22 protein-coding genes are annotated in these 21,043 nt (G+C 62.9%); 1 reads left to right on the forward strand and 21 read right to left on the reverse strand.

Annotation, left to right across the window (positions count from 1 at the left end; genetic code table 11):
* Positions 1-18 precede the first annotated feature (18 nt).
* The 19 genes from J2X56_RS12985 to J2X56_RS13075 form a co-directional block, all read right to left on the reverse strand.
* Positions 19-1,074, reverse strand: a complete 1,056-nt coding sequence (locus tag J2X56_RS12985; RefSeq protein ID WP_310160664.1) for a porin — start codon at positions 1,072-1,074, stop codon at positions 19-21.
* 268 nt (positions 1,075-1,342) lie between these two features.
* On the reverse strand, positions 1,343-2,290 hold the full coding sequence (locus J2X56_RS12990) for a PDR/VanB family oxidoreductase (protein WP_310160595.1): 948 nt from the start codon (positions 2,288-2,290) through the stop codon (positions 1,343-1,345).
* A 38-nt stretch (positions 2,291-2,328) separates the two neighbouring features.
* Positions 2,329-2,772 (reverse strand): RidA family protein, encoded by a 444-nt coding sequence (locus J2X56_RS12995; RefSeq protein ID WP_209568550.1) that lies wholly within the window; start codon positions 2,770-2,772, stop codon positions 2,329-2,331.
* A complete protein-coding gene (locus J2X56_RS13000) occupies positions 2,769-3,818 on the reverse strand; it encodes an aromatic ring-hydroxylating dioxygenase subunit alpha (RefSeq protein WP_034338505.1) in 1,050 nt (349 codons plus the stop codon). Before J2X56_RS13000 ends, J2X56_RS12995 begins: the two co-directional genes overlap by 4 nt.
* A 34-nt stretch (positions 3,819-3,852) precedes the next feature.
* Positions 3,853-4,086: a recombinase-like helix-turn-helix domain-containing protein gene (locus tag J2X56_RS13005; protein WP_034338512.1), complete on the reverse strand. Its 234-nt coding sequence runs from the start codon at positions 4,084-4,086 to the stop codon at positions 3,853-3,855.
* Entirely contained in the window at positions 4,086-4,391 is a 306-nt protein-coding gene (locus tag J2X56_RS13010; RefSeq protein WP_375163968.1) for a hypothetical protein, read from the reverse strand. The genes J2X56_RS13005 and J2X56_RS13010 overlap by 1 nt, the downstream gene beginning before the upstream one ends.
* 41 nt (positions 4,392-4,432) lie before the next feature.
* Positions 4,433-5,587, reverse strand: coding sequence for an FAD-dependent monooxygenase (locus J2X56_RS13015; protein WP_121038473.1), 1,155 nt, complete (start codon positions 5,585-5,587; stop codon positions 4,433-4,435).
* A gap of 23 nt (positions 5,588-5,610) precedes the next feature.
* Positions 5,611-6,582 (reverse strand): VOC family protein, encoded by a 972-nt coding sequence (locus tag J2X56_RS13020; RefSeq protein WP_121038470.1) that lies wholly within the window; start codon positions 6,580-6,582, stop codon positions 5,611-5,613.
* 19 nt (positions 6,583-6,601) lie between these two features.
* The gene (locus J2X56_RS13025) at positions 6,602-8,080 is read right to left on the reverse strand and encodes an aldehyde dehydrogenase (protein ID WP_310160596.1); all 1,479 of its coding nucleotides are present in this window, start codon (positions 8,078-8,080) and stop codon (positions 6,602-6,604) included.
* A gap of 22 nt (positions 8,081-8,102) precedes the next feature.
* The gene (locus J2X56_RS13030) at positions 8,103-8,903 is read right to left on the reverse strand and encodes an aspartate dehydrogenase (protein ID WP_209582983.1); all 801 of its coding nucleotides are present in this window, start codon (positions 8,901-8,903) and stop codon (positions 8,103-8,105) included.
* 10 nt (positions 8,904-8,913) lie between these two features.
* Positions 8,914-10,635: a thiamine pyrophosphate-binding protein gene (locus J2X56_RS13035; protein ID WP_209582984.1), complete on the reverse strand. Its 1,722-nt coding sequence runs from the start codon at positions 10,633-10,635 to the stop codon at positions 8,914-8,916.
* Complete coding sequence (locus J2X56_RS13040; RefSeq protein ID WP_039787815.1) at positions 10,628-11,452, reverse strand: SDR family oxidoreductase; 825 nt, start codon at positions 11,450-11,452, stop codon at positions 10,628-10,630. Before J2X56_RS13040 ends, J2X56_RS13035 begins: the two co-directional genes overlap by 8 nt.
* Before the next feature lies 1 nt (position 11,453).
* Positions 11,454-12,287 carry an IclR family transcriptional regulator gene (locus J2X56_RS13045; RefSeq protein ID WP_310160597.1) on the reverse strand — a complete coding sequence of 278 codons (834 nt, stop codon included), beginning with the start codon at positions 12,285-12,287 and terminating at the stop codon, positions 11,454-11,456.
* Between the two features lie 5 nt (positions 12,288-12,292).
* Positions 12,293-13,189: an alpha/beta fold hydrolase gene (locus J2X56_RS13050; protein ID WP_121038455.1), complete on the reverse strand. Its 897-nt coding sequence runs from the start codon at positions 13,187-13,189 to the stop codon at positions 12,293-12,295.
* A 17-nt stretch (positions 13,190-13,206) separates the two neighbouring features.
* Positions 13,207-13,743 carry a cupin domain-containing protein gene (locus J2X56_RS13055; RefSeq protein ID WP_034340408.1) on the reverse strand — a complete coding sequence of 179 codons (537 nt, stop codon included), beginning with the start codon at positions 13,741-13,743 and terminating at the stop codon, positions 13,207-13,209.
* A gap of 67 nt (positions 13,744-13,810) precedes the next feature.
* Positions 13,811-14,581, reverse strand: coding sequence for an SDR family oxidoreductase (locus J2X56_RS13060; RefSeq protein WP_166675534.1), 771 nt, complete (start codon positions 14,579-14,581; stop codon positions 13,811-13,813).
* A 40-nt stretch (positions 14,582-14,621) separates the two neighbouring features.
* Complete coding sequence (locus tag J2X56_RS13065; RefSeq protein WP_199725006.1) at positions 14,622-15,482, reverse strand: ABC transporter permease; 861 nt, start codon at positions 15,480-15,482, stop codon at positions 14,622-14,624.
* Positions 15,483-15,484: 2 nt separating this feature from the next.
* Positions 15,485-16,480 carry an ABC transporter substrate-binding protein gene (locus tag J2X56_RS13070; RefSeq protein ID WP_121038452.1) on the reverse strand — a complete coding sequence of 332 codons (996 nt, stop codon included), beginning with the start codon at positions 16,478-16,480 and terminating at the stop codon, positions 15,485-15,487.
* Positions 16,481-16,545: 65 nt separating this feature from the next.
* Positions 16,546-17,331, reverse strand: a complete 786-nt coding sequence (locus J2X56_RS13075; RefSeq protein WP_121038449.1) for an ABC transporter ATP-binding protein — start codon at positions 17,329-17,331, stop codon at positions 16,546-16,548.
* A gap of 704 nt (positions 17,332-18,035) precedes the next feature.
* Here J2X56_RS13075 and J2X56_RS13080 point away from each other — a divergent pair.
* On the forward strand, positions 18,036-19,664 hold the full coding sequence (locus J2X56_RS13080) for a methyl-accepting chemotaxis protein (RefSeq protein WP_121038446.1): 1,629 nt from the start codon (positions 18,036-18,038) through the stop codon (positions 19,662-19,664).
* 20 nt (positions 19,665-19,684) lie between these two features.
* Here the strand turns inward: J2X56_RS13080 and J2X56_RS13085 are convergent, their stop codons facing one another.
* Both J2X56_RS13085 and J2X56_RS13090 read right to left on the reverse strand, forming a co-directional pair.
* Positions 19,685-20,359 (reverse strand): amino acid ABC transporter permease, encoded by a 675-nt coding sequence (locus tag J2X56_RS13085; protein WP_310160598.1) that lies wholly within the window; start codon positions 20,357-20,359, stop codon positions 19,685-19,687.
* Between the two features lie 12 nt (positions 20,360-20,371).
* Positions 20,372-21,043 carry an amino acid ABC transporter permease gene (locus tag J2X56_RS13090; protein WP_134134793.1) on the reverse strand — a complete coding sequence of 224 codons (672 nt, stop codon included), beginning with the start codon at positions 21,041-21,043 and terminating at the stop codon, positions 20,372-20,374.

Genomic DNA, 21,043 nt, shown 5'->3' on the forward strand with positions numbered 1-21,043 from the left:
GAGAGCCTGTTCCGAACATCAGAACGAGTGGTGCATACCGATGGTGGTGACCAGTTGGCCCTGCCCACCGGAGACGCCGGTACCGTTCATGACGGCAAAGCGTGCATCGCCACCGGCACGCTGGTAAGCCGCTTGCACGTACCATTGGGTGCGCTTGGAGAATTCATGCACATGAGACAGACTGAAGGTGTTCCAGCGTGCGCCCTCCAGCTTGGAGAGACCGTAGCCGAAGTTGATGGTATCGAGCGTTGCGTAGCGCCACGCCGCACCCAGATCCAGGTTCTTCTGCTTGGGCGTGGCACCGCTGGGCAGGGCCAGCTTGACTTGCGTGTAGGCCGTATTCAGACGCACGTTGCCAATGGTGTAGCCCAGGCCGCCGGCCGTCGTAGTCAGACTGTTGAAGACCGTCCCCGCATTGCCCAGACCCACGCTGGTGAGGAAGGTACCGGCAAATCCTGCAGCACGATTGTTCAGCTTCGAATAGGCCAGCGCCGCACGGAACGGACCATTGGTGTAGGTACCGCCCGCACTGACGTTGCGGCCATTGCTGCTGTCCCCTGCCACTTCACCGAAGCCGTACATCAGGCTGCCCTGAAAACCACCCAGGGTTGGAGAGGTATAGCGCACGGCATTGTCGAACTGGTAGGTGTTGGCCAGGCTGTCCAGGTTACCCGGATGGAACAGATACCAGTTGGTCAACTGGAAGCCGTTGGACAACTTGCCCACGTAGTCGAACACGACGTCGGGCATGTGGCCCAGGGTGACTGCACCGAAGTCACCTGACAGGCCGATGGTGCTGTAACGGTTGAACAGCTTGGACGAATTGGGGGTAGCACCACTATCGGTGTAGAAGCCGGCTTCGAGCTGGAAGATGGCCTTCAGGTTGCCTCCCAGGTCCTCGGTCCCGCGAAAGCCGATGCGGTCCGGCTGCATCGTGCCCTGATCCAGGCGCGATACCGAGCCGCCATTGAGGTTGTTGATATAGGCTACGCCAGCATCGAGACTGCCGTAGATGGTCACGCTGCTCTGCGCAAAGGCTCCTGCCGACAGACAGGAGGCCGCTGCGGCCATCATTAACTTCTTCATCAAACTCCCCTTCAACGAATAAAGTCCAAACACGCGGCCAGGCCGCATTCACTCACTGCTCCCCTGTGCCCCGTGCGCAGGAAAGGTGACTTCTGCCGGCAAGGCCGCCGCTGCATGGTCAGCGGTCAGCACAGGCTTGCCGGGTGGCCCGGGTCCGGTGATATTTGTTTCACCTATGGATCACCGTTCCAAAAATTTTCCAGGCTCAAAAAAATGCCCGGTGCCGGAGCACGGGCATGGTTCTGTGCCGCAGTGGCTAAAGATCCAGCACCAGGCGCTGCCCCTTGCAGCCGGAAACGCACACCATCATGGTCTTGCCGGCGGCGCGCTCGGCCTTGCTGAGGACGCCGTCGCGATGCTCCGGTTCGCCTTCCAGCACACGCGTCTCGCAGACACCGCAGACCCCTTCGCGGCAGCTGTGGTCGACCGCGATGCCAGCATCGAGCAGGGTATCCAGCAACGATTTGCCGGCCGGCACCGTGAGGCTGGATTTGCTGCGCACCAGTTCGGCGACATAGCTGCCGTGTTGGACAGGTGCCACTTTCTCGGCGGCGAAGCGCTCGATGTGCACGTTGGGCAGACCCAGTTCTTCGCACAGACTTTCAAAGGCGTTGAGCATGGGAGTCGGTCCGCAGCAATAGAAATGCGACTCCTTCGGATAGGCCCCCAATACGGCACGCAGATCAGGCGCGGTACCGGCCTCGTCATCAAAATGGCTGCTCACGCCCGGCTGACCCAGCAGCTGGGCGGTAAACGCGGCTTCCTTGCGGGAACGGGCGCAGTAGTGCAGTACCGCTTCCTTGCCCTGGGCCCGCAGGTGGTGATACATGCAGGAGATCGGCGTGATGCCGATACCGCCGGCGATCAGCACCGACAGGGGTGCCGCTTCCTCCAGCGGAAAATTGTTGCGCGGAGCCGAGATGGAAAGCGTCGACCCGACCCGCAATTGTTCGTGGACATAGCGCGATCCGCCGCGACTGGCACGGTCGTGCAGCACGCCAACCACATAGCGATGACGCTCGGCCGGTGAATTCGACAGCGAATAGCTGCGCACCAGACCGTTGGCCAGATGCAGGTCGATGTGCGCACCGGCCTCGAAAGCCGGCAACTCGCCGCCGTCGGGCAGGCACAGTTCGACGCTGACAACGCCTTGCGCCTCGAAGCGCATGGCCTGCACACGGACGGAAAGAAGAGGACTGCTCATGAATGCACCACCATCAATTCAGATTCGTTCAAACACGCTCATACGGTCACGCGCACAGCCTGCCGCAGATCCACACCCAGCCGGGCATACGCATCGATTTCCACCGTCAGCTCCGGAAACACCAGAGCGCTGACTTCCACCAGCGTGGAGCAGGGATACGGTCCCTGTTCGCCGAAGAAGTCACGGCGCGCCCGTCCCACCTCATCCTTGTGCGCGATATCGGTCAGGTAGATCACCAGCTTGGTGATGCTGTCCGGTGTTCCTCCGGCAGCGCTCACCAGGTCGGCGATCTTGCGGAGCACCACCAGCGTCTGCCGATAGGTATCCAGCGTCTGCTGCCGCGTGGCCGGATGCGCCGTCATGCCAGACAAGACGATGTCCTCGCCGATCACCAGGCAATTTGACCAGGTCGCAGCGTCCGGCTCCGGCACGCTGGCGCACTTCACATGACGCATGGCGGGCCCACGGGCGGCGTCGCTCATGCCGCGCGTACCGGTGCCCTGGCCGCCGCCAGTTCCTCCTCGCGCGCCAGCTGGGCCTTGGCCAGTCCGCGCAGATGACGGCGCAGACGCACGATGCCCATATCGTGCTGGTACAGCATCTCGCGCTGGTTGGCATCCGGCTCCATCAGTTCCAGCACCACCCGGTCCTGCTCCAGCACGTTCCAGTGGCGCGCTTCCAGGCGGTTGCGATAGAGGAAGCGCCAGGTATCACGCTGCCAGCCCGAGAGCTTGCGGCAGCGCCAGTGGAAGACGGCAGCGATGTTGTCGACGACGGGCGTGTAGCTGCCGATGATGACGAAGCTGCCACCGGGACCGCCGGTCTTGGGATAGGGAATGGCCAGGCGCATCCAGTGCAGGCCGGTATCGCCCCATTCAGTCCAGTCGAAATTGACGTCACGCTGGCCTTCCTTTTCGAAGACGAAGCCGATGTCGGTCTCGCGGATGCCGAAGCTGGCGGTATTGTCGCCCTCGGCCATGGAGTGCGACTGCTTGTGCAGGAAAGTGCCGTGCATCGGGTCCATCACGTTGTCCAGCACGTAGCGATAGTCGCCCTTCCACTCGGTGTAGCACAGGAAATTGGAATACTCGGGGCTGGTCAGTTCCTCGGGCAGGCGCAGCGGCGGTGGCGTGTCGACATCCTCCAGGCTGTTGTAGAGGAAGATGGCACCGGCCGCTTCAGTCACGTGGAAGCGGCGGGTAGCCTTGGCACCCTCCAGCTTGCAACCGGGGCTGCCGGGCACGCTGGTGACCACGCCGTCGAAACGCACCTGCACGCCGTGATAGCCACAGGCGATGCGGTCTCCCATGGGGATGCCCATGGACAACGGTGCACCGCGATGCGGACAGTGATCTTCCAGCGCATGCAGCTTGCCCGAGGGCTCACGCCAGAACACGAATTTCTTGCCCAGGCGGCGCAGCGAAACCGGCTTCTCAGCCACGAACTCGGATGGGCAGACGGGATACCACAGGTCTTTCAGGCCGACAGCCAGGACGGCATCGACGGGATCATGGGCAGCAGTTCTCATTTGGGTACTCTCCTGTAAGGGCTGGCGGTCGCCATCAGGCGGCCAGGCGGGCGATCTCTTCCTGATAATTGGCTTCGGTCCAGACACCGGCGTTGTACGGACAGCTCGGACCGGTACGATTGAGATGCGCCACCAGCGCGCTCAATTCGTGGATTCCGGCGGCGTAGGCGCGCTCGATGGAATCGCCCAGCAGATCTTCGAACTGGGTCGGCGGGCGGCGGCGCGCCTGGTGCGGATTGAGATAGACATCGGTAACAGTTGCAACCATCATTGGCCTCCATTTCTGACGCGCTCGCGAATGCGCTCGCGCACGGGAACAAAATCGTAAGTGGGGTAGCACTCGGTACGGAACACGCCCCAGGCCGAGCGTTCAAGCTCGACATTGACTTGCGGCAGCAGCGCTGGCGGCAGCGCCAGCGTGACGATCTGGCCCAGGCCCATGGCCACGGTCCAGGACACCACGCGCGTTCCGGCAACAGGAAATCGCTCCCACCAGTCCATCGTCTTCATGTGGGCCTGAATCCGGTCGAGATTCATGGACTGGTCATGCTTCAGGACGATGGTCAGCAGCATGGTGTCGGCGGGGTCTTCCGGTTTCACTGGCACGCCCTGTCTCATGCAGCAACGGCTGCAACTTGCGGCTGCAGCGGTACCTGCCAGGCATCGTAGCCATAGACCCAGTCGGCATTGCCGCCTGCGCGCAGCCAGTTGTTGCCGCGCGATCCGATCTGGATGGTCGAGGCACGCTCCATGCGCAACTGCTCGTATCGGTGCAGAGCAGCGGCCACGTCTTCGAGGGCGGACACGGTGGCCAGGCAGCGTGCCAGCACCACGGCATCTTCGATGGCCATGCCGGCCCCCTGCGCCATGAAGGGCATCATGGGATGACAGGCATCTCCCAGCAAGGCCATGTTGCCCCTGGCCCAGGCCGGCAGCGGATCGCGTTCATAAAGCGCGGTCTTGAGCACTTCGTCGCAGGCGTCCAGCAGCGCCATGGCGTCGGGATGGAAGCCCGCATAGCTGTCGCGCAGTTCCTGCACGTTGCCCGGTGTGGTCCACGATTCCAGATGCCAGCTCTCCTGGGCGGTCGTGGCAAAGATGAAGATGTCCTCGCCGCGATTCAACGGGAAGGTCACGATCTGGCTTTCCGGGTTCGGTCCCCACCATTTGGTGAAGGCCTGCAGGTTGGGGACACCGGCCACTTTCGCTGCAGGCACGACGGCACGGAAAGCCACCACACCCGTGAAGCGCGGGCTCTCCGCGCCGAACATGGCTGTGCGCACGGCGGAATGGATACCGTCGCCGCCGATGAGCACATCGACGCGATCGGTGCTGCCATCGGTGAAGTGCAGGTCAATGCCATCGCCCTCCGCGCGGATTGCTTCAGCACGCTTGGCAAAGCGCACCTGCTCCAGCGGGAACACCCCGGCCAGCGCTGCCAGCAGATCGGCGCGATGGATGGTCAGCTGCGGCGCGCCATATTTCTGTTCGGCGGTGTCGCCCATGGTCAAGCGCGACGTTTCCTCGCCGCTATTCCAGGTGCGGCTGATGCGATGCGTGGGACGTGCCGCGGTCCGGCGCACGGCCTCGCCAATGCCCAACCCGTCCAGTGCGCGGACCGCATTGGGCGTCAGGTTGATGTCTGCACCCACGCGCAGGAACTGGCGTGACTGCTCATACACCACCACCTCATGTCCGGCGCGCTGCAGGGCAATGGCTGCCGTGAGGCCGCCGATGCCGGCACCGAGGACTCCGATCTTGAAGGACATGTTGATCTCCTTTGGTCAATGATTTACTTGTCCGCTGCCGCACGGTCGGTGAGGAATTTGCCGCTCGGTCCCTGGGCATTCTTCTGGCGCCGCGTATTGCCGTCGATACCGCCATCGATGGCCCATTCGGCAAACACCGTCGGTCCGGGTTCGAAGTCGCGTGGTTCCCAGTGCGCATCGAGCTGGTCTTCGTCGGCGTAATACTCGATGAGGCCACCGGCCGGATTCTTGAAGTACCAGAAATAAGCCGAGGAGATCGGATGGCGGCCCGGCCCCAGTTGCGTGTCCCAGCCCTGGCGTGACATGTGCATCCCGCCACCGAAGACCTCATGGATGTCGCGCACCGTGAAGGCCACGTGGTTCAGGCCCGCGCGCGCCTCCGGCGGTTGCAGCAGGAAGATGTCGTGATGGCCGCCGACGTCGGCGCAGCGCAGGAAGGCACCGCGTTCCGGATAACGGTCGGAGGGAACGAAGCCGAAATGCTCGCAATAGAATTTTTCACAGGCCTTCACATCCTTGACGAAGAACACCACGTGTCCTACTTCGATGGGCGCAGCGCGCTCGTAGATGGGGCTGCGCTGGTTGATGCGGTTCTTCTCGTTCCAGGTGTTCATACGGGCGCATTGCAGCTCCACCTCGCGCTTGACCGAGACCTGGAAACGCACCGCCAGCCCGTTGGGATCGGTACAGCCCACGCGCCGGCCGTCGTTGAGGAAACCGGGCAGACCGCCGATGCGACTGGCGAACTTGTCCAGCACCGCCGCCGAGGACACGCCCCAGACCACTTCGCGCAGGGTCGGACCGGCCTCGATGGCCGGCGGCAGGCCGGGATCGGCGCTGTCACGCACGATGACGCGACAGCCGTTCTGCGATACGAAGACCAGCTCGGCTGCGCTCTCCTGTTCCAGCACCATGCCCCAGTCGAGGAAGAAACGGCGGCAGGTCGGCAGGTCGTCTGCGCCGTAGATGATTTCGTCGATACCCAAAACGTCCATGTGATTCTCCATTGCGTGTTCAGCCGGCCCAGGGCAGCGGCTGTTCGTTCAGGCCCCAGTACATGGCTTTCTGCTCCATGTATTGGAGGATGCCCAGCCGTCCCTTCTCGCGGCCCAGGCCGCTGTCGCGCCAGCCCCCGAAAGGGGTCGAGATCGAGAACTGCTTGTAGGTGTTGATCCAGACATTGCCGGCCTGCACCGCACGGCCCACGCGCCAGGCACGCTTGTAGTCGCGGGTCCAGATGCCGGCGGCCAGGGCGTAGACGCTATCGTTGGCCTGCCGGATCAGATGCTCCTCATCGTCGAAAGGCATGGCCACCAGCACCGGCCCGAAAATCTCTTCCTGACAGATCCTCTGATCATTGCGCAGTCCCTCGATGATGGTCGGCGTATAGAAGTAGCCGCGATCGAAGGCGGGGCCCTTGGGACGCACGCCACCGGTGCGGATGCGGCCGCCATCGGTGACGCCCATGTCGACGTAACGCTCGATGCCCTCACGATGACGGGCGGTGATCAGCGGCCCCATCTGGGTGCGTTCGTCCGCCGGATCGCCCACGCGCAGCGCAGCGGCACCCGCCGCCAGTCGCTCCATGAACGGTTCATGCAAGGACCGCGCCACGAACAGGCGCGAACCGGCAATGCAGGATTCGCCGGAACTGCTGAAGATCCCGTAGAGCACGCCGGCGACAGCATGATCAATGTCGGCATCCTCGAACACCATGGTCGGCGACTTGCCACCGAGCTCCAGCGACACCGGCATCATCTTGTCGGCGGCGATGTGGGCGATATGCTTGCCGGTGCTGGTGCCGCCAGTGAAGGAAACCCGCTTGACCAGCGGATGCAGCGTGATGGCATCCCCGATGACCGAGCCCTTGCCCGGCAGTACGCTGATGAGGCCTGCGGGTACGCCGGCCTCGATGCACAAACGTGCCAGCGCCAGCGCGGCCAGCGGCGTGACTTCCGCCGGCTTGACCACTACCGCATTGCCAGCCGCCAGCGCCGGCGCCATCTTCTGCGCTTCGCTGGCGATGGGCGAATTCCATGGCGTAATGGCGGCCACCACGCCCATGGGCTCATGCACGCTCATGGTCAGGTTGTCGCCACGCATGGGGGTCAGCGATTCTTCCAGGGTCTCGCAGGCAGCAGCAAAGAACTGGAAGGTGGCAGCAGCGCTGGCGACCAGGTTGCGTGTCTCGCTGATGGGCTTGCCATTATCCAGGCGCTGCAATTGCGCCAGCGCTTCGCCGTTCTCGCGGATCAGCTGCGCCACGCGAAACAGCACGGCAGCGCGTTCGTGCGGTTTCTTCTGCGCCCAGCCACTGGTGCGAAACGCACGGTCGGCACCAAGGATGGCTTCCTCCACATCGGCCACGCTGGCCGCGTGCAGGCTGGCCACCGCTTCGCCGGTGGCGGGATAGAGCGTGGCATAGCGATCACCGGCTCCCGGACGCCACTGGCCGGCAATGCAGATGGGCTGGATGTCATTCAGATTCAACATGGTCAACTTCTCCTGGCCCGGTTCAGATCGACAGCGCATGGGCGCGATTGCCCAGGGCACGCACCACGCTGTAGACGGTCAACGCCGATGTCTTGGGATTGGCGGCCAACGGCTTGCCGCGCATGGTCAGCTCGAAACCGCCGAAGGCACCGCTGGCATCCACGTGGTGAATGTTCTCGCTCACGCCGGGATCGGCATACAGCCGCACCTGTGTCTGGTCCAGCCCCAGCCCGGCCAGCGACAGCGTGGCCGCGACATTGGCATTCTTGGGATAGAGGCGAGCGGCTTCGCGGGCGCTGCCTTCAAAGATCATCGTGGCTTCCTGCAACGTGTCCAGATTGAAGGCCGACTCTGCTGGCGTGTCTTTCCAGGCTTGAGGGGGCTTGCGTCCGGTGTAGATCACCGCATCCAGACCGCCGATCTTGGCGGCGGCCAGCGCATCGATGGCACCGATCGCGCCGGACAGCAGTTGCACCTGCGTGCGCCCGGCACGGGCGGCGGCTTCCAGCTTGTCGACCAGACCGGGTTCAGACAAGGCACCGATGGACACCACCATGCAGGCAATGCCGCGCTCGAGAGCCGGAATGATGTGTTCGCTGATGGCCTGGTGGCCGGCGCATTCGATCAGCAGGTCGGGACGCTCCTCGCCCAGACGCGACACTACCTGCGCCGCGGGTGCCAGCGTGGAGACGGTGCTGCGGGCACGCTCCATGTGGGCCTCGGGCACCACCACCATGTCGAACGCCACCTCGGGATCGCTTTTGAGGATTTCCATGACGCCTGCGCCAATGGCACCGCATCCGATCATCGATACGTGCAGCATGCCTTTCTCCTCAGGCCGTGGCCGCTGTCGCGGCAGCCGCAACGACAGCCGCCGCCGCGGCAGCGGCCTTTTCCTTTTCGTTGACCGGCGGGCCGGCAAAAGCGGTCTTGAAGCTGCCGATCGCCAGCATGTCGATTTCCAGCAGGAACGGCCCCGGGGAGGACAAGGCCTCGTCCAGTCCGGCTGCGACTTCGGCAAGATCGCCCACGCGTTTGTGTCGCAACTTGAGCGCCGAGGACAGCTCGGCATAATCAGGCGTATGCAGGTCCACGTAATGGCGACGGCCGCCGTATTGCGCATCCTGAATGTTCTTGATGACGCCATAGCCCTTGTCGTTCATCAGTACGATCACCATGTCGGCCTGTTCCTGCACGGCCGTGGCCAGCTCGCCCAGGTTGAGGATGAATCCGCCGTCGCCGGCCAGCGTGAAGGTTTTCTTGCCGGACTGGGTGACTGCCGCACCGATGGCCGCACCGATGCCCATGGCCAATCCCTGGCCGATGCCGCCACCCAGCGCATGCACGCCGGCGCGGGGATCGAAGATGCGCAGATGGCGGTTGCCCCAGGTGCTGTTGGAGACCGTCACGTCGCGCACCCAATTGAATTCGCGACCGGCGGCCTGCTGCAGTTGCTCCACCAGCGCGCTGTAGGGACCGAGGCCATCGACCAGTCCATGCACCGCCGTGTCACGAGCCTTCTTGAGATCGCCCATGAAATCGGGATCGACCTTGAGTGCCGCCAGGCGATCCGCCAGTCCCGCCAGCACCAACGCGGAATCTCCGCAGACGAAATAGTCGCTGGTATAGCAGCGGCCCTCGGCCGCCGGATCGGCATCGACCCGGTACAGGGGACGTGGCAGCTTGAGTTCGTATTTCAGCGTTTCGTTGCCGCGCAGACGCGAACCGACCACCAGCATGGCGTCGCAGCTCTGGTAGAACTGCTCGACCGGCTTGTGCAGGTTGAAGGCACCCAGCGAGCGCGGATCATCCTCGGGCACGATGCCTCGCCCCTGGGTACTGGTCACGACACCGAAACCCAATGCCAGCAGACGCTGTACCTGCGCTCCAGCGTGACGGGCACCGCCGCCCAGCCACAGCAGCGGGCGCTTGGCTTTCATCAGCCGCTCGGCCAGTTCGTCCAGCGCACGCGCCGACGGTACGCTTTGCGGAATGGCCAGCGGTTGCAGATTGATCGGCAGGGGGATCATGGCCGCCTGGATGTCGATGGGAATCTCGACCGAGACCGGCCCCATGGGCGGCGTCAATGCGGTCTGCACGGCCAGCTTGATGGTGCTGATGGCCGTCTCGACGCTGCGGATGCGGAAGGCCGCCTTCGAGATCGCCTTGAGCATGCTCAACTGGTCCGGGGCTTCATGGATGTACGCCAGGCTCTGGTCCAGATAAGGCGTTTCGATCTGGCCGGTCAGATGCAACAGCGGTGTGCCGGCGGTCAGCGCCTCGACCATGGCACCGGCGGCATTGCCGGCGGCAGTACCGGTCGAGGTCAGGCAGACGCCCAGTCCGCCCGTGGTACGTGCATAGGCATCGGCCATGTTGGCACCGCCGGCCTCACCGCGCGCCGGGATGAAACGGATCTTGCCGCGCTCGCCGAAGGCATCGAGGATGGGCATGTTGTGGATCGAGATCACACCGAAGGCAGCCTTGACGCCGCACTGTTCGAGGAAAGCCGCGATCGCGCAGCCGACGGTGACTTTGGGTTGGGTATTAGGCATGGCGGGAAAGTCCTCCTGAAACATCGATATGGCTGCCTGTGGTGTACGAGGAAAGCGGCGTGGCGAGGAATACGATCGCCTGCGCAGCTTCCCGGGGAAGGCCGAGACGGCCAAGTTGGATCTGTTTTCTTGCGGCCAGCGCAGCGGTCCACCGGGCCCAGCTCTGGTCCTGCAGCTCCGGACCACGAGCGGCGTAGCGGCGGCGCCATTGGCCCGATTCCACCAGCCCGATCAGGATGCCGTTGACGCGCACACGGGCGGCCTCCCCGCAGGCCAGTTCGGTGGCCAGCGAACGTACCAGGTTGTGCACGCCGGCGCGGGCGGCCGATGTGGCCACCATGTGCGGCTCAGGTTGGGTCGCCAGCAGCGAGTTGACGCATACGATGGCGGCATCGCCATGCTGCGCACTCATGGCCTGCAGTTGCGGCAGGAAGGCACGCGTCGGATAAATCACCGAAAAGAATTTGAGATGCAGCTCTTCGCTCCAGGCCTCGTCAGGGGTGTCGGCAAAAGTCGAGACGCGACCCTGACCAGCATTGTTGACCAGCATGGAAACCGGGCCCAGCGTGTTTTCCACCGAGGCGGCAAAGGCCCGCACTTGCTCCTGCACCAGTACGTCGCAGGGCGCGCTGTACAACCGCGCCGCGGGATAACGTTCGCGCAGCGCAGCTTCGGCATGCTGCAGACGCTCACCGTCGCGGCCACAGAAGGCCACCGCTGCACCCGCTTCCAGCAAGAGTTCCACGGTGGCCAAGCCGATCCCGGAGGAACCGCCGGTGACCACCGCCACCTTGCCCTGGAGAGAAGTCATCGCCATCTCAGCCTCGCCACATGTTGACGACCTTGGCCCCACGCTCCGGTGCATGGTCGAGCAGACGCGAGAGTTCGGCAGCGGTCTCGCGTACGCGGGACACGATCACATCGAGCTGGCTGGCGTCGATATGCGGCGACGGAATGGTGGCACCCAGGGCGGCCACAACATGGCCGGAGTGATCGCGTACGGGAGCCGCCACGGTGGAAATGCTGGTTTCGAAAAAACCTTCCTGCAACACGAAGCCACGCTCCTTGTCGGCCTGCACCATGTCGAACAGTTCCACTACGGTCCTGGGCGTATTGCCGGAGAAGACTTCCAGGTGTTCTTCCGGATACAGGGTGCGCAGTTGCGGCAGGGTCAGGTCTTCCAGCAGTACGCGGCCCAGCACGGTAGCATGGGCCGGCAGACGGGTACCGACGTTGACGTGACTGGTGAAGGCGGTCTGGGTGACCGACTTGGCGACATAGACGATGGAGCGGCCATCGCGTACCACGAGGTTGCAGGAATAGCCGATCTCGTCGCGCAGGCGGTCCAGCAGCGGACGGCCGATCTCGGTCAGTTCCAGCGATGCCAGGTATTCAAAGCCGAGGCGCAGCACCGACATGCCCAGGCGATAGTCGCGGCCGCCATCGGCCCGTTCGACGAAGCCCATGCGTTCCAGCGTGGCCAGCAGGCGGAACACGGTGGAGCGTGGAATATCCAGGCGCCGCGCCAGCTCGGGAGCGGAAAGGGTCTTGTCCTGGCGGCTGAATTCGCACAGCAGGCGCAGGCCGCGTTCCAGGCCCGGGACGGAGTACTTGTCTTGCGACTCTTCTTCTGGCATCACTGGTTTGTTCATGATGATTATCTGTTCTGGTTGGTTGAGGTGAATTGCGCGCGCACCAGCGCGGCAAAGGACAACGGCTGCTCGATATAACAGGCATGGCCGGCGCCGTCCACCAATTGAAAGGGAATTTCAAATTGCCGGGCCAGCCCTTCACTGGCCTGTGGGGTGGTGACAATGTCTTCTGCGCCGCAGGCCACCGACAACCCCCGTCGTGGCGCTGCCTGCAAATAAGTCGCGATATCGTCACCGCACAACAAGTGCACCGCCTGGGTATAACCCGCCACATCGAGCCGCTGCATGTTCCAGCGCACCCAGGCGTGCTGTTCATCACTGGCCTGCGTCGACAGCAGACGCGTACGCTGCGCGGCCAGGCCAGCCACACCGAGCCGCTGCAATGCGCCCAGGCGCTCCTGGCGAACCTGTACTGACCGTTCTTGCTGCCCTGCCCCGCCATAGCCGAGGGCCGGGTCGGCCAGCAGCGTGCGTGTGGCGCGGCCATCACCTTGAGCCAGATAGGCTGCGGCCATCAAGGCCCCGAGCGAGTGACCGACCAGCACGCATTGGCTGATCTCCAGCGCCGCCAGCATCTGCTGCAGGCGTGCCGCGTAATCGCTGGCCCTGGGCATGGCCATCGGCAGCGCTGTGGAGCTGCCATAACCGGGCGCATTCCAGGCGATCACGCGGGCGTCGTTCGCCAGCGCCAATGCCATATGCAGCCAGGATGCCGCGCCGGAGCTGATGCCGTGCAGCAGCACCACCACCTGATCGCGGTCGCTGCGGCCAGCGCTGCGATAACTGACCTGCCCATCGGGCAACGCCACGCGCTGCTCGGGGAAATGGCGATCTAGCAGCACCAGCGACGCGGACAGCGCCTCGCATGACGTGGCGGACCCGGCGGGCAAGATGGCGGACATGCTCGCTCCCGGGACGATCAGCGCTTGACCGAGGTCAGCGGATGTTCGGGCGGATAGGTCGGCGTGAGAGGCTTCTTGGCCCCCAGCATCACGCACATCAGCGCATCTTCGTCACCGATGTTGATTTCCTCGCGATACACGCCCGGCGGTACCGAAACAACGTCGCGATCGGTGAGGATGGTTTCGAAGCGTTCACCGTCCTTTTCAAGCACCAGCTTGAGCTTGCCGCGCAACACGAAGAACACTTCTTCGACATCCACATGCAGGTGCGACGGACCTTCGTGGCCGGCCGGAATGATCATGGTCGAGAAGGTGAAGTGCTCCGACGGAATCACGTTGGCATCGTGCGCCACGCCGGTGCCGCCGGTGCCGATGTAGCGCATCTGTGCGCGGCGGTACTTGGGGTCGTAGTCGGCCTGGAACTTCAGCGCGTTCCAGTCGTACTTGCGGGTCGACAGACGCGCCACGCGCGATTCCATCCAGTCGGCGAAGCTGGCCCCTGCCGGGCGATCCCAGCTGCGGCCCATGTTTTCCTGCTCGGACATATCGGTCATGCTTTTCTCCTTGAATTGGTCCTGAATTGATCCGGTTGCACGGAGTTGACTTGCCATACAGGCCGCTTCAATGCATCACGAAGCCACCATTGACGGCCATCACCTGGCCGGTAAAGAAACGCGCCATATCCGACAGCGCGAAGACGACGGCACCGCATACGTCCTCGGGCAACTGATCACGCTGCAGGGCACGGCCCTCCAGGTAATGCTGGTGGCGCGCCTGCGGCACATACTCAGTGGCCTCCACCAGCGTCAGCCCGGGCGCCACGGCATTGACGGTGATGTTGTCGGCACCGACTTCACGCGCCAGCGAACGGGTCATGCCGATGACTGCACTCTTGCTGGCCACATAGGCCAGCAGGTTCGGCGCCCCCCACAACGGCGTATCCGAGGACAGGTTGACGATCGCGCCGCGCCCCGAGGTCCGCAGTGCCGGCAGGCAGGCATTGGTCATGAGCCAGGTGCCGCGCACGTTGACATCCATGACGCGATCCCACATCTCCAGCGCCAGTTGCTCGCTGCTCTTACCACCGGAATTGGTAATGGCGGCGTTGTTGACCAGGCCATCGAGCCCGCCCATCCAGGCGATGGCAGCCTGTGCACAGGACTGCACTGAGGCAGGATCGGCCAGATCCAGTGAAAAACCTTCGACCGCCAGGCCGCGCTGCTGCAGCGTCGACACCGATGCTGCCAGCGTGTCCTGCAGGATATCGGCCATGGCCACTCTGGCACCGGCAGCGGCGATGGCCTCGACGAACGCCAGGCCGAGGCCGCGTGCCGCGCCCGTGACCAAAATGCGTCGTCCTGCCAGAAGAGTCGCCGTACTTGTTGCTGACATGTTCATGCTCCTGTTACCGATCGGGAAATCGCGCTCAATATCAGACGGTGCTGGTATTGGCCTTGGGCAGGTAGTGCAGCACCTTGCGTTCGGCCCACACCACGGCCCCGTAGGTGACCACACCGATAAGCGTCAATGCGACGATGGAGACGAACACGGCAGCTGTATTGCCCTGCCCTTCGCCATCGACCAGCAGATAGCCCAGCCCCTGATTGCCGCCAACCAGCTCGCCGACGGTCACGCCGATCACCGATAGCGTGGAGGCGATGCGCAAGCCGGAGAACAGAGCCGGCAGCGCCGAACGGAACTCGACCAGATGGAAGATCTGCCAGCGGCCGGCGTTGAGTGTGCGCACCAGGTTGACCATGTCCGGGTCGACGGTACGGATTGCCGAGAGCACATTGATCATGATGGGGAAGAACACGATCAATACCGCCACGATGATCTTGGGATAGATGGTGTAGCCCAGCCACATCACGAACAGCGGCGCAAACGCCACCTTGGGTGCAATCTGCAGTGCCAGGATGTAAGGCGAGAGCATCGCCTCGGCACGCGGCGACAAGCCCAGCGCCACCCCTACTGCCAGCCCCAGCAGGGCCCCGAAGAGGAAACCGAACACGACTTCCATGGCAGTGATGCCGAAGTGCTGCAGCAGCTGCGCGTTGTTCCACATCACCACGCCTTCACGCACCACTTGCATGAAGTTGGGAAGGATGTATTCCGGCATGCCGAGCATGCCGGGGCCCCATTGCCAGGCGGCGATGAAGAGCACCAGCAGCACCAGGCTACCGCACACGGTCTGCGCCTTATCGCTCAGGAACCGGCGGCGCGGACGGGAAGGAGCGGCTGCGGATGGCTCGGAACTGGACATGGTCAGGTCTTTGGCTGTCGTGGTGTTCATGATTACTTGGCCACTCCCACGAACTGGTTGGTGAAGAGTTCATTGACCGGTGCCGCCTTGCTCACGATGCCTTCGCTGACATAGAACTTCTGTACCGCGTCCATGCGTGAGGGATCAATCTGGCCCAAGGTTTTCTGGCTGGCATAGACATACTTGTTGTACATCTCGAAGGTAGTCTGGATGCTGGCCTCCTTGCCCTTGTAGGTGGGCAGCGCGGCGACGTAGTCATCGGCTGCGGCCTTCGGATCTTTCATGATGTCCTGCATGCCGCGCAGGGTGGCACGCACCAGCCGCTTCAACAGTTCCGGGTTTTTCTTGATGGTGTCATCGGAGGCCAGAATGGCTTGTGCCATGCTCTTGAAGCCACCGTTGTCCAGCAACTCCAGTTTTGCGCCGGCATCAGTGGCATTGACCACCCAGTCGGGTACGCCTGCAAAGCCCTGCGACTTGCCGGACGTATAAAGCTGCCACACGCCGGAGGGGCCGGCCGCCTGGATCTGCACGTCGGTCTTGGACAGGCCGGCCGTCTTGAGGCTGCCGAGAAAGGCGTAATAGGTGGTATCGGTATAGGACATGACGGTGACGGTCTTGCCCTTCAGATCCTTCAGGGTCTTGATGCCCTCAGCCGGATTGGCCGCCACCATGGTGACCGAACCCGCCCCCAGTACTGCGATGGCCTTCACCGGAATGCCATTGGCCCGCACCACGATGGGGGTATCACCGATGGCGCCACCAATGACGGCATTGCCGGCACCGATCTGCTTGGCCACATCGACGCCGCCCTTGGCGACGATGAAACTGACCTTGAGGTTCTCATCGGCGTAATAGCCCTTGTGCTGTGCCAGTACCCAGGGCGCGAAGGCCGGTGAATTCGGTGGAGCGGGCAGCAGGTAGGTCACTTCTTCCGGTGCCGCTTGGGCCATCGCCGGGACGACGAACGCGCCGACGGCAGCGACCAGGGCAAGTGCACTCGTGGCGGATGCAAACAGGTTCTTCATGTTTCAGGCTCTCCCTTGAGGTCTCTCTGTTGACGGGGTGAAGACGGGTGAAGATGCAGCGTGAATCAGTGGAGTTCGGCGGTTTCCTTGCCCACCTTGAGCAGTTCCATCAGGCGTCCCTGCAAGGGGCCGATCTCGGGCAGCTTGCGGCGCTCCAGCGGGTTGTCGCGGAACGGCAGGTTGACCTCGATTTCCTCGACGATGGTGCCGGGACGTTCGCTCATGACCAGCAGGCGATCCGACAGGGCGATGGCTTCCACCAGGTCATGGGTGATGAAGAGCGCAGTCTTCTTCTTTTCATAGAGCATCTTGGCCAGGTCCTGCTGCAGCACCATCTTGGTCTGCGCATCCAGCGCCGAGAAAGGCTCGTCCAGCAGCAATACCTGCGGATCCACCGCCAGCGTTCGTGCCAGAGCGGCACGCTGACGCATGCCGCCGGAAAGCTGATAGGGGTAATGCTCCTCAAAACCCCTGAGGTGGCACTTGGCCAGCAACTCGTCGGCAATGCGGCGACGCTCGGCCTCGCGCATGCCGTCAATCTCCAGACCCAGGGTGACGTTGGCGCGAATATTGCGCCAGGGCATGAGAAGGTCTTTCTGCAGCATGAAGGCCACCTTGCGCACCGGCTTGATGACCTTCTCGCCGCCAACGAAGACTTCGCCCTCACTCGGCAGATACAGCCCGGCCCCCATGTTGAGCAGGGTGCTCTTGCCACAGCCCGAGGGTCCGATGATGGAGACCACTTCGCCACTCCTGATGGAGAGGTTGACGTTGGTGACGGCAGCGCGCGCTTGCGCTGTCTGGCGATCGACAAAGCTCTTGCCGACCTTGCGGAATTCGATTTCGATCATGTTGCCTCTGCTGATTGCCCCAGCGCGCGAGTGCGCCCCGGCTAGTCTTCCCGGCTGCCGTCACTGGTGGACGGGTGCCTCCTGCCGGGCACCAACTTGTTCCATATATGAAACATCAATTTATATATGAGAGATATTCAACGCCAATATAGCAGATATCTCGGCACCGAATAACTTATTTTGTTCCATATATGAACTACTGATTTATATAGAAACCGTTTTGAACGATTAAGCAATTCGCGTACCAGCAGTGGAGGCAGCATCTGAGCGCCGTCATTTCGGGGCAAGCAGCAAATTCGCCCCGAAATCTCCCTCCTTCGCCTGCGCACGGTGCAGGCTTCGCACCGTCGTGGCTCTTGTGGTAGCGATGCGACGCCCTCTGCGCTGGCAATCGCCTCGCACAGGAGAACGGAGCGCACTTGTGTCAGAGAAAAATAATCACATCCTGATGGATCTTTTCTGGCTGAGCTTACTCAATAGCGTTACAACACCCGTGCAATCGTTTCGAAAGCTAAGGAAGTGATGGCAATAAGCCATGCAATTGGCTAAAAGCCACCGCACCAACATGGTGAAAAGCCATTTTGCACCACTTATATACGGGAAAAGTCACAAAACCTGCACAAGGCGGCAACAGCCATGGCAGGCCTGAAGGGGGGGGTTTTGCAACCCAATCGGCAGCACATTTCATCCACAGGGGCTTTTTCATGAACAAACTGAAGGTATCCACTCGCCTGGCGTTAGGTTTTGCCGGCGTCATCGTCCTGCTGCTCGTCATCTCGCTGGTCGGCATGTGGGGCTTGTCCACGGTCAAGAGCAATCTGAGCAACATCGTCGCCAACAACCAGCAAGGTGGTCTGGCGGACGTCATGAACAACAGCGTACGTATTCGTGCCCTGGCCATCCGCAACATCGCCCTGTTCCAGGACCCGGCGCTGGTCGCCGGAGAAATCGAACGCATCAAGGTGCAGGAAAAAAGCTATCAGGAAGCCCGTGACAAGCTGCGCAAGCTCTTTGACGCGCCCGATACCACCCGCAAGGAGCACGAGTTCTTCGATCAGATCGCGCAAAACGCCGCCGACACCGAACCGCTGCTGAAACAGGCCGTCACTCTGGCCCAGGAGAACAAGAGCAGCGAGCTGACCAGCCTGCTGATTCAGAAGATTCGTCCGGTGCAGGCCAAGTGGCTGGACAATCTCGATGCGCTGGGCCGTCTGGAAGATGATCTCAATGATCAGGCCGCCGCCGATGCCGAAACGACCTATCAACGCATCGCCACGACCATCTGGACCCTGGTGGCCGGCTCGGTGCTGCTGGCCCTGGGCGCAGCCTTCCTGATCGTACGCAGTGTCCTGCGCCAGCTGGGTGGCGAACCTGCAGATGCCCAGGCCCTGGCGGCGCAGATCGCCCAGGGCAACCTGGCGGTGAGCATCCCGCTGGCCAAGGGCGACCAGCACAGTCTGATGGCCTCTCTCGACAACATGCGTGCGCAGCTCACCAGCATCGTCGACGGCATCAAGCGATCCGCCGAATCGATTTCCACTGCCGCCGGCCAGATCGCGGTGGGCAATCTGGATCTGTCACGCCGTACCGAAGAGCAGGCGGCTTCGCTGGAAGAGACCGCCTCCAGCATGGAAGAGATCACCTCCACCGTCGAGCAGAACACCCAGAACGCCGGCCAGGGCAACCAGCTGGCGCGCGCGGCCTCGCTGCACGCGCAAAAGGGAGGCGAAGTGGTGGAACGCGTGGTCGATACCATGAAGGATATTTCGCAGAGTGCCTACAAGATCACGGAGATCATTTCCACCGTGGAGGGCATCGCCTTCCAGACCAACATCCTGGCCTTGAATGCCGCGGTGGAAGCGGCGCGCGCCGGTGAGCAGGGACGCGGCTTCGCGGTGGTCGCCAGCGAAGTGCGCTCGCTGGCCCAGCGCAGCGCCTCGGCGGCCAAGGAAATCCGTGGCCTGATCGAGTCGTCGGTGGAACATGTGGAAGCTGGCCAGAAACTGGTCGATGAAGCTGGTCAGACCATGGATCAAGTGGTGCAATCGATCCAGCAGGTCAACGACCTCATGAGCGAGATCACTGCCGCCTCCAGCGAACAGAGTTCGGGGATAAGCCAGATCAACATCGCCATCTCGCAGATGGATGAAGTGACGCAGCAGAATGCGGCGCTGGTGGAAGAGTCGGCCAGTGCGGCGCAATCCATGGCGCAACAGGCTGACAGTCTGCGGGATGCCGTATCAGTGTTCCGGCTGGAACAGGTTCAGCCTGCCGTGGCTCCGACACGCGAGACCGCGATTCATCCGCGCATGGGGCTGCTCAGCGCAGCCTGATGCAGCGCCTGCGGCCGCCCTCAGTGCAAGGTGCGGCCGCGGTGCTCCAGCCGCGACAGCCAGCGCACCAGCGGCAGCAACAGCGCCAGATAGAGCAAGGCTGCCAGCACGATGGGCGAAGGGTTGTAGACCAGCGATTGCGCATCGCGCGCCACGCGCAGCAGTTCAGGCAGTGCCACCACGCTGGCAATGGTGGTCAGCTTGATGACCTCAATGCCATTGCCGACCAGGTCAGGCAAGGCGTTGCGCACGGCCTGCGGCACGATCACACAGGCCAGCGCCTGAGTGCGCGACAGGCCGGTAGAACGGGCCGCTTCCATCTGGCCGCTCGGTACGCTTTCTATGCCGGCGCGCAGCACCTCGGCGAAATAGCTGGAATTGTTGAACATGAAGCCCAGCGCCACGGCCAACAGCTTGGGCAGTTCCAGCCCGAGGAAGGGGGCGCCGAAATAGATCAGGATCAGCAGCACCAGCGGCGGGAAGGATCGAAAGAAATCCACATACACCGCCACCGCAAGGCGCACTGTGCGCGAGCGGCTCTGCGTGGCCAGCAAGGCCAGCAGCAAACCCGAAGCCACGCCGATGGGAATGACCAGCAGCGACAGCCACACCGTGGTCCACAAGCCGCCCAGCAGGAAGGGCAGGACCTGGCGATAGACCTCCAGGTTGAAGAAATTCTGCAGCAAGGCATCCATGACGGTCCTCTCCTATCGTTTCCAGCGCCAGCGGGTTTCGAGCCAGCGCGCGAACAAGACCACCGGAATGAAGATCACCAGATAAGCCGCCGCACCCAGCATCAGGGGTGTGGGATTGCCGGCATTGCTGCTGGCGGCCTGGGCCGTATTGAGAATCTCCGACAAGGCCACCACCGATCCCAGTGCCGTGTTCTTGGTAATCGAGATGACCCGGTTGGTCAGCGGCGGCACCGCCATACGCAGTGCCTGCGGCAGGATCACGGCGACCATGGTCTGTCCCCATGACAGGCCGGTCGAGCGCGCCGCTTCGCTCTGGCCGCGCGGCAAGGAGGCGATGCCGGCCCAGATGCTTTCCTCGGCATAGGCCGCCAGTACCAGGGTCAGCGCCAGCCAGGTCGCGGTGAAGGACGACATGGCCAGGTCGATGTACGGAAACGCAAAGAAGAGCACGATGATCAGGATCAGCGGCGGCAAGGCCCGCATCACATCGGCAAAGGCCACCACCAGCCACACCAGGCCGCGCTTGCCGGTCGCACGCAGCACCGCCAGCGACAGCCCCAGCAGCAGGCCGGAGGCAATCACCGCCAGGCTCAGCAGCACCGTCACGCCCATGCCGCGCAGGATGTCCGGCCAGTAGCGCGCAGCGACCTCGGCATTGAAGAAGGTAAAGAGAAATTGCTCCAT

This window comes from Herbaspirillum sp. 1173, assembly GCF_031455335.1.
Taxonomy (GTDB): Bacteria; Pseudomonadota; Gammaproteobacteria; order Burkholderiales; family Burkholderiaceae_D; genus Herbaspirillum; species Herbaspirillum huttiense.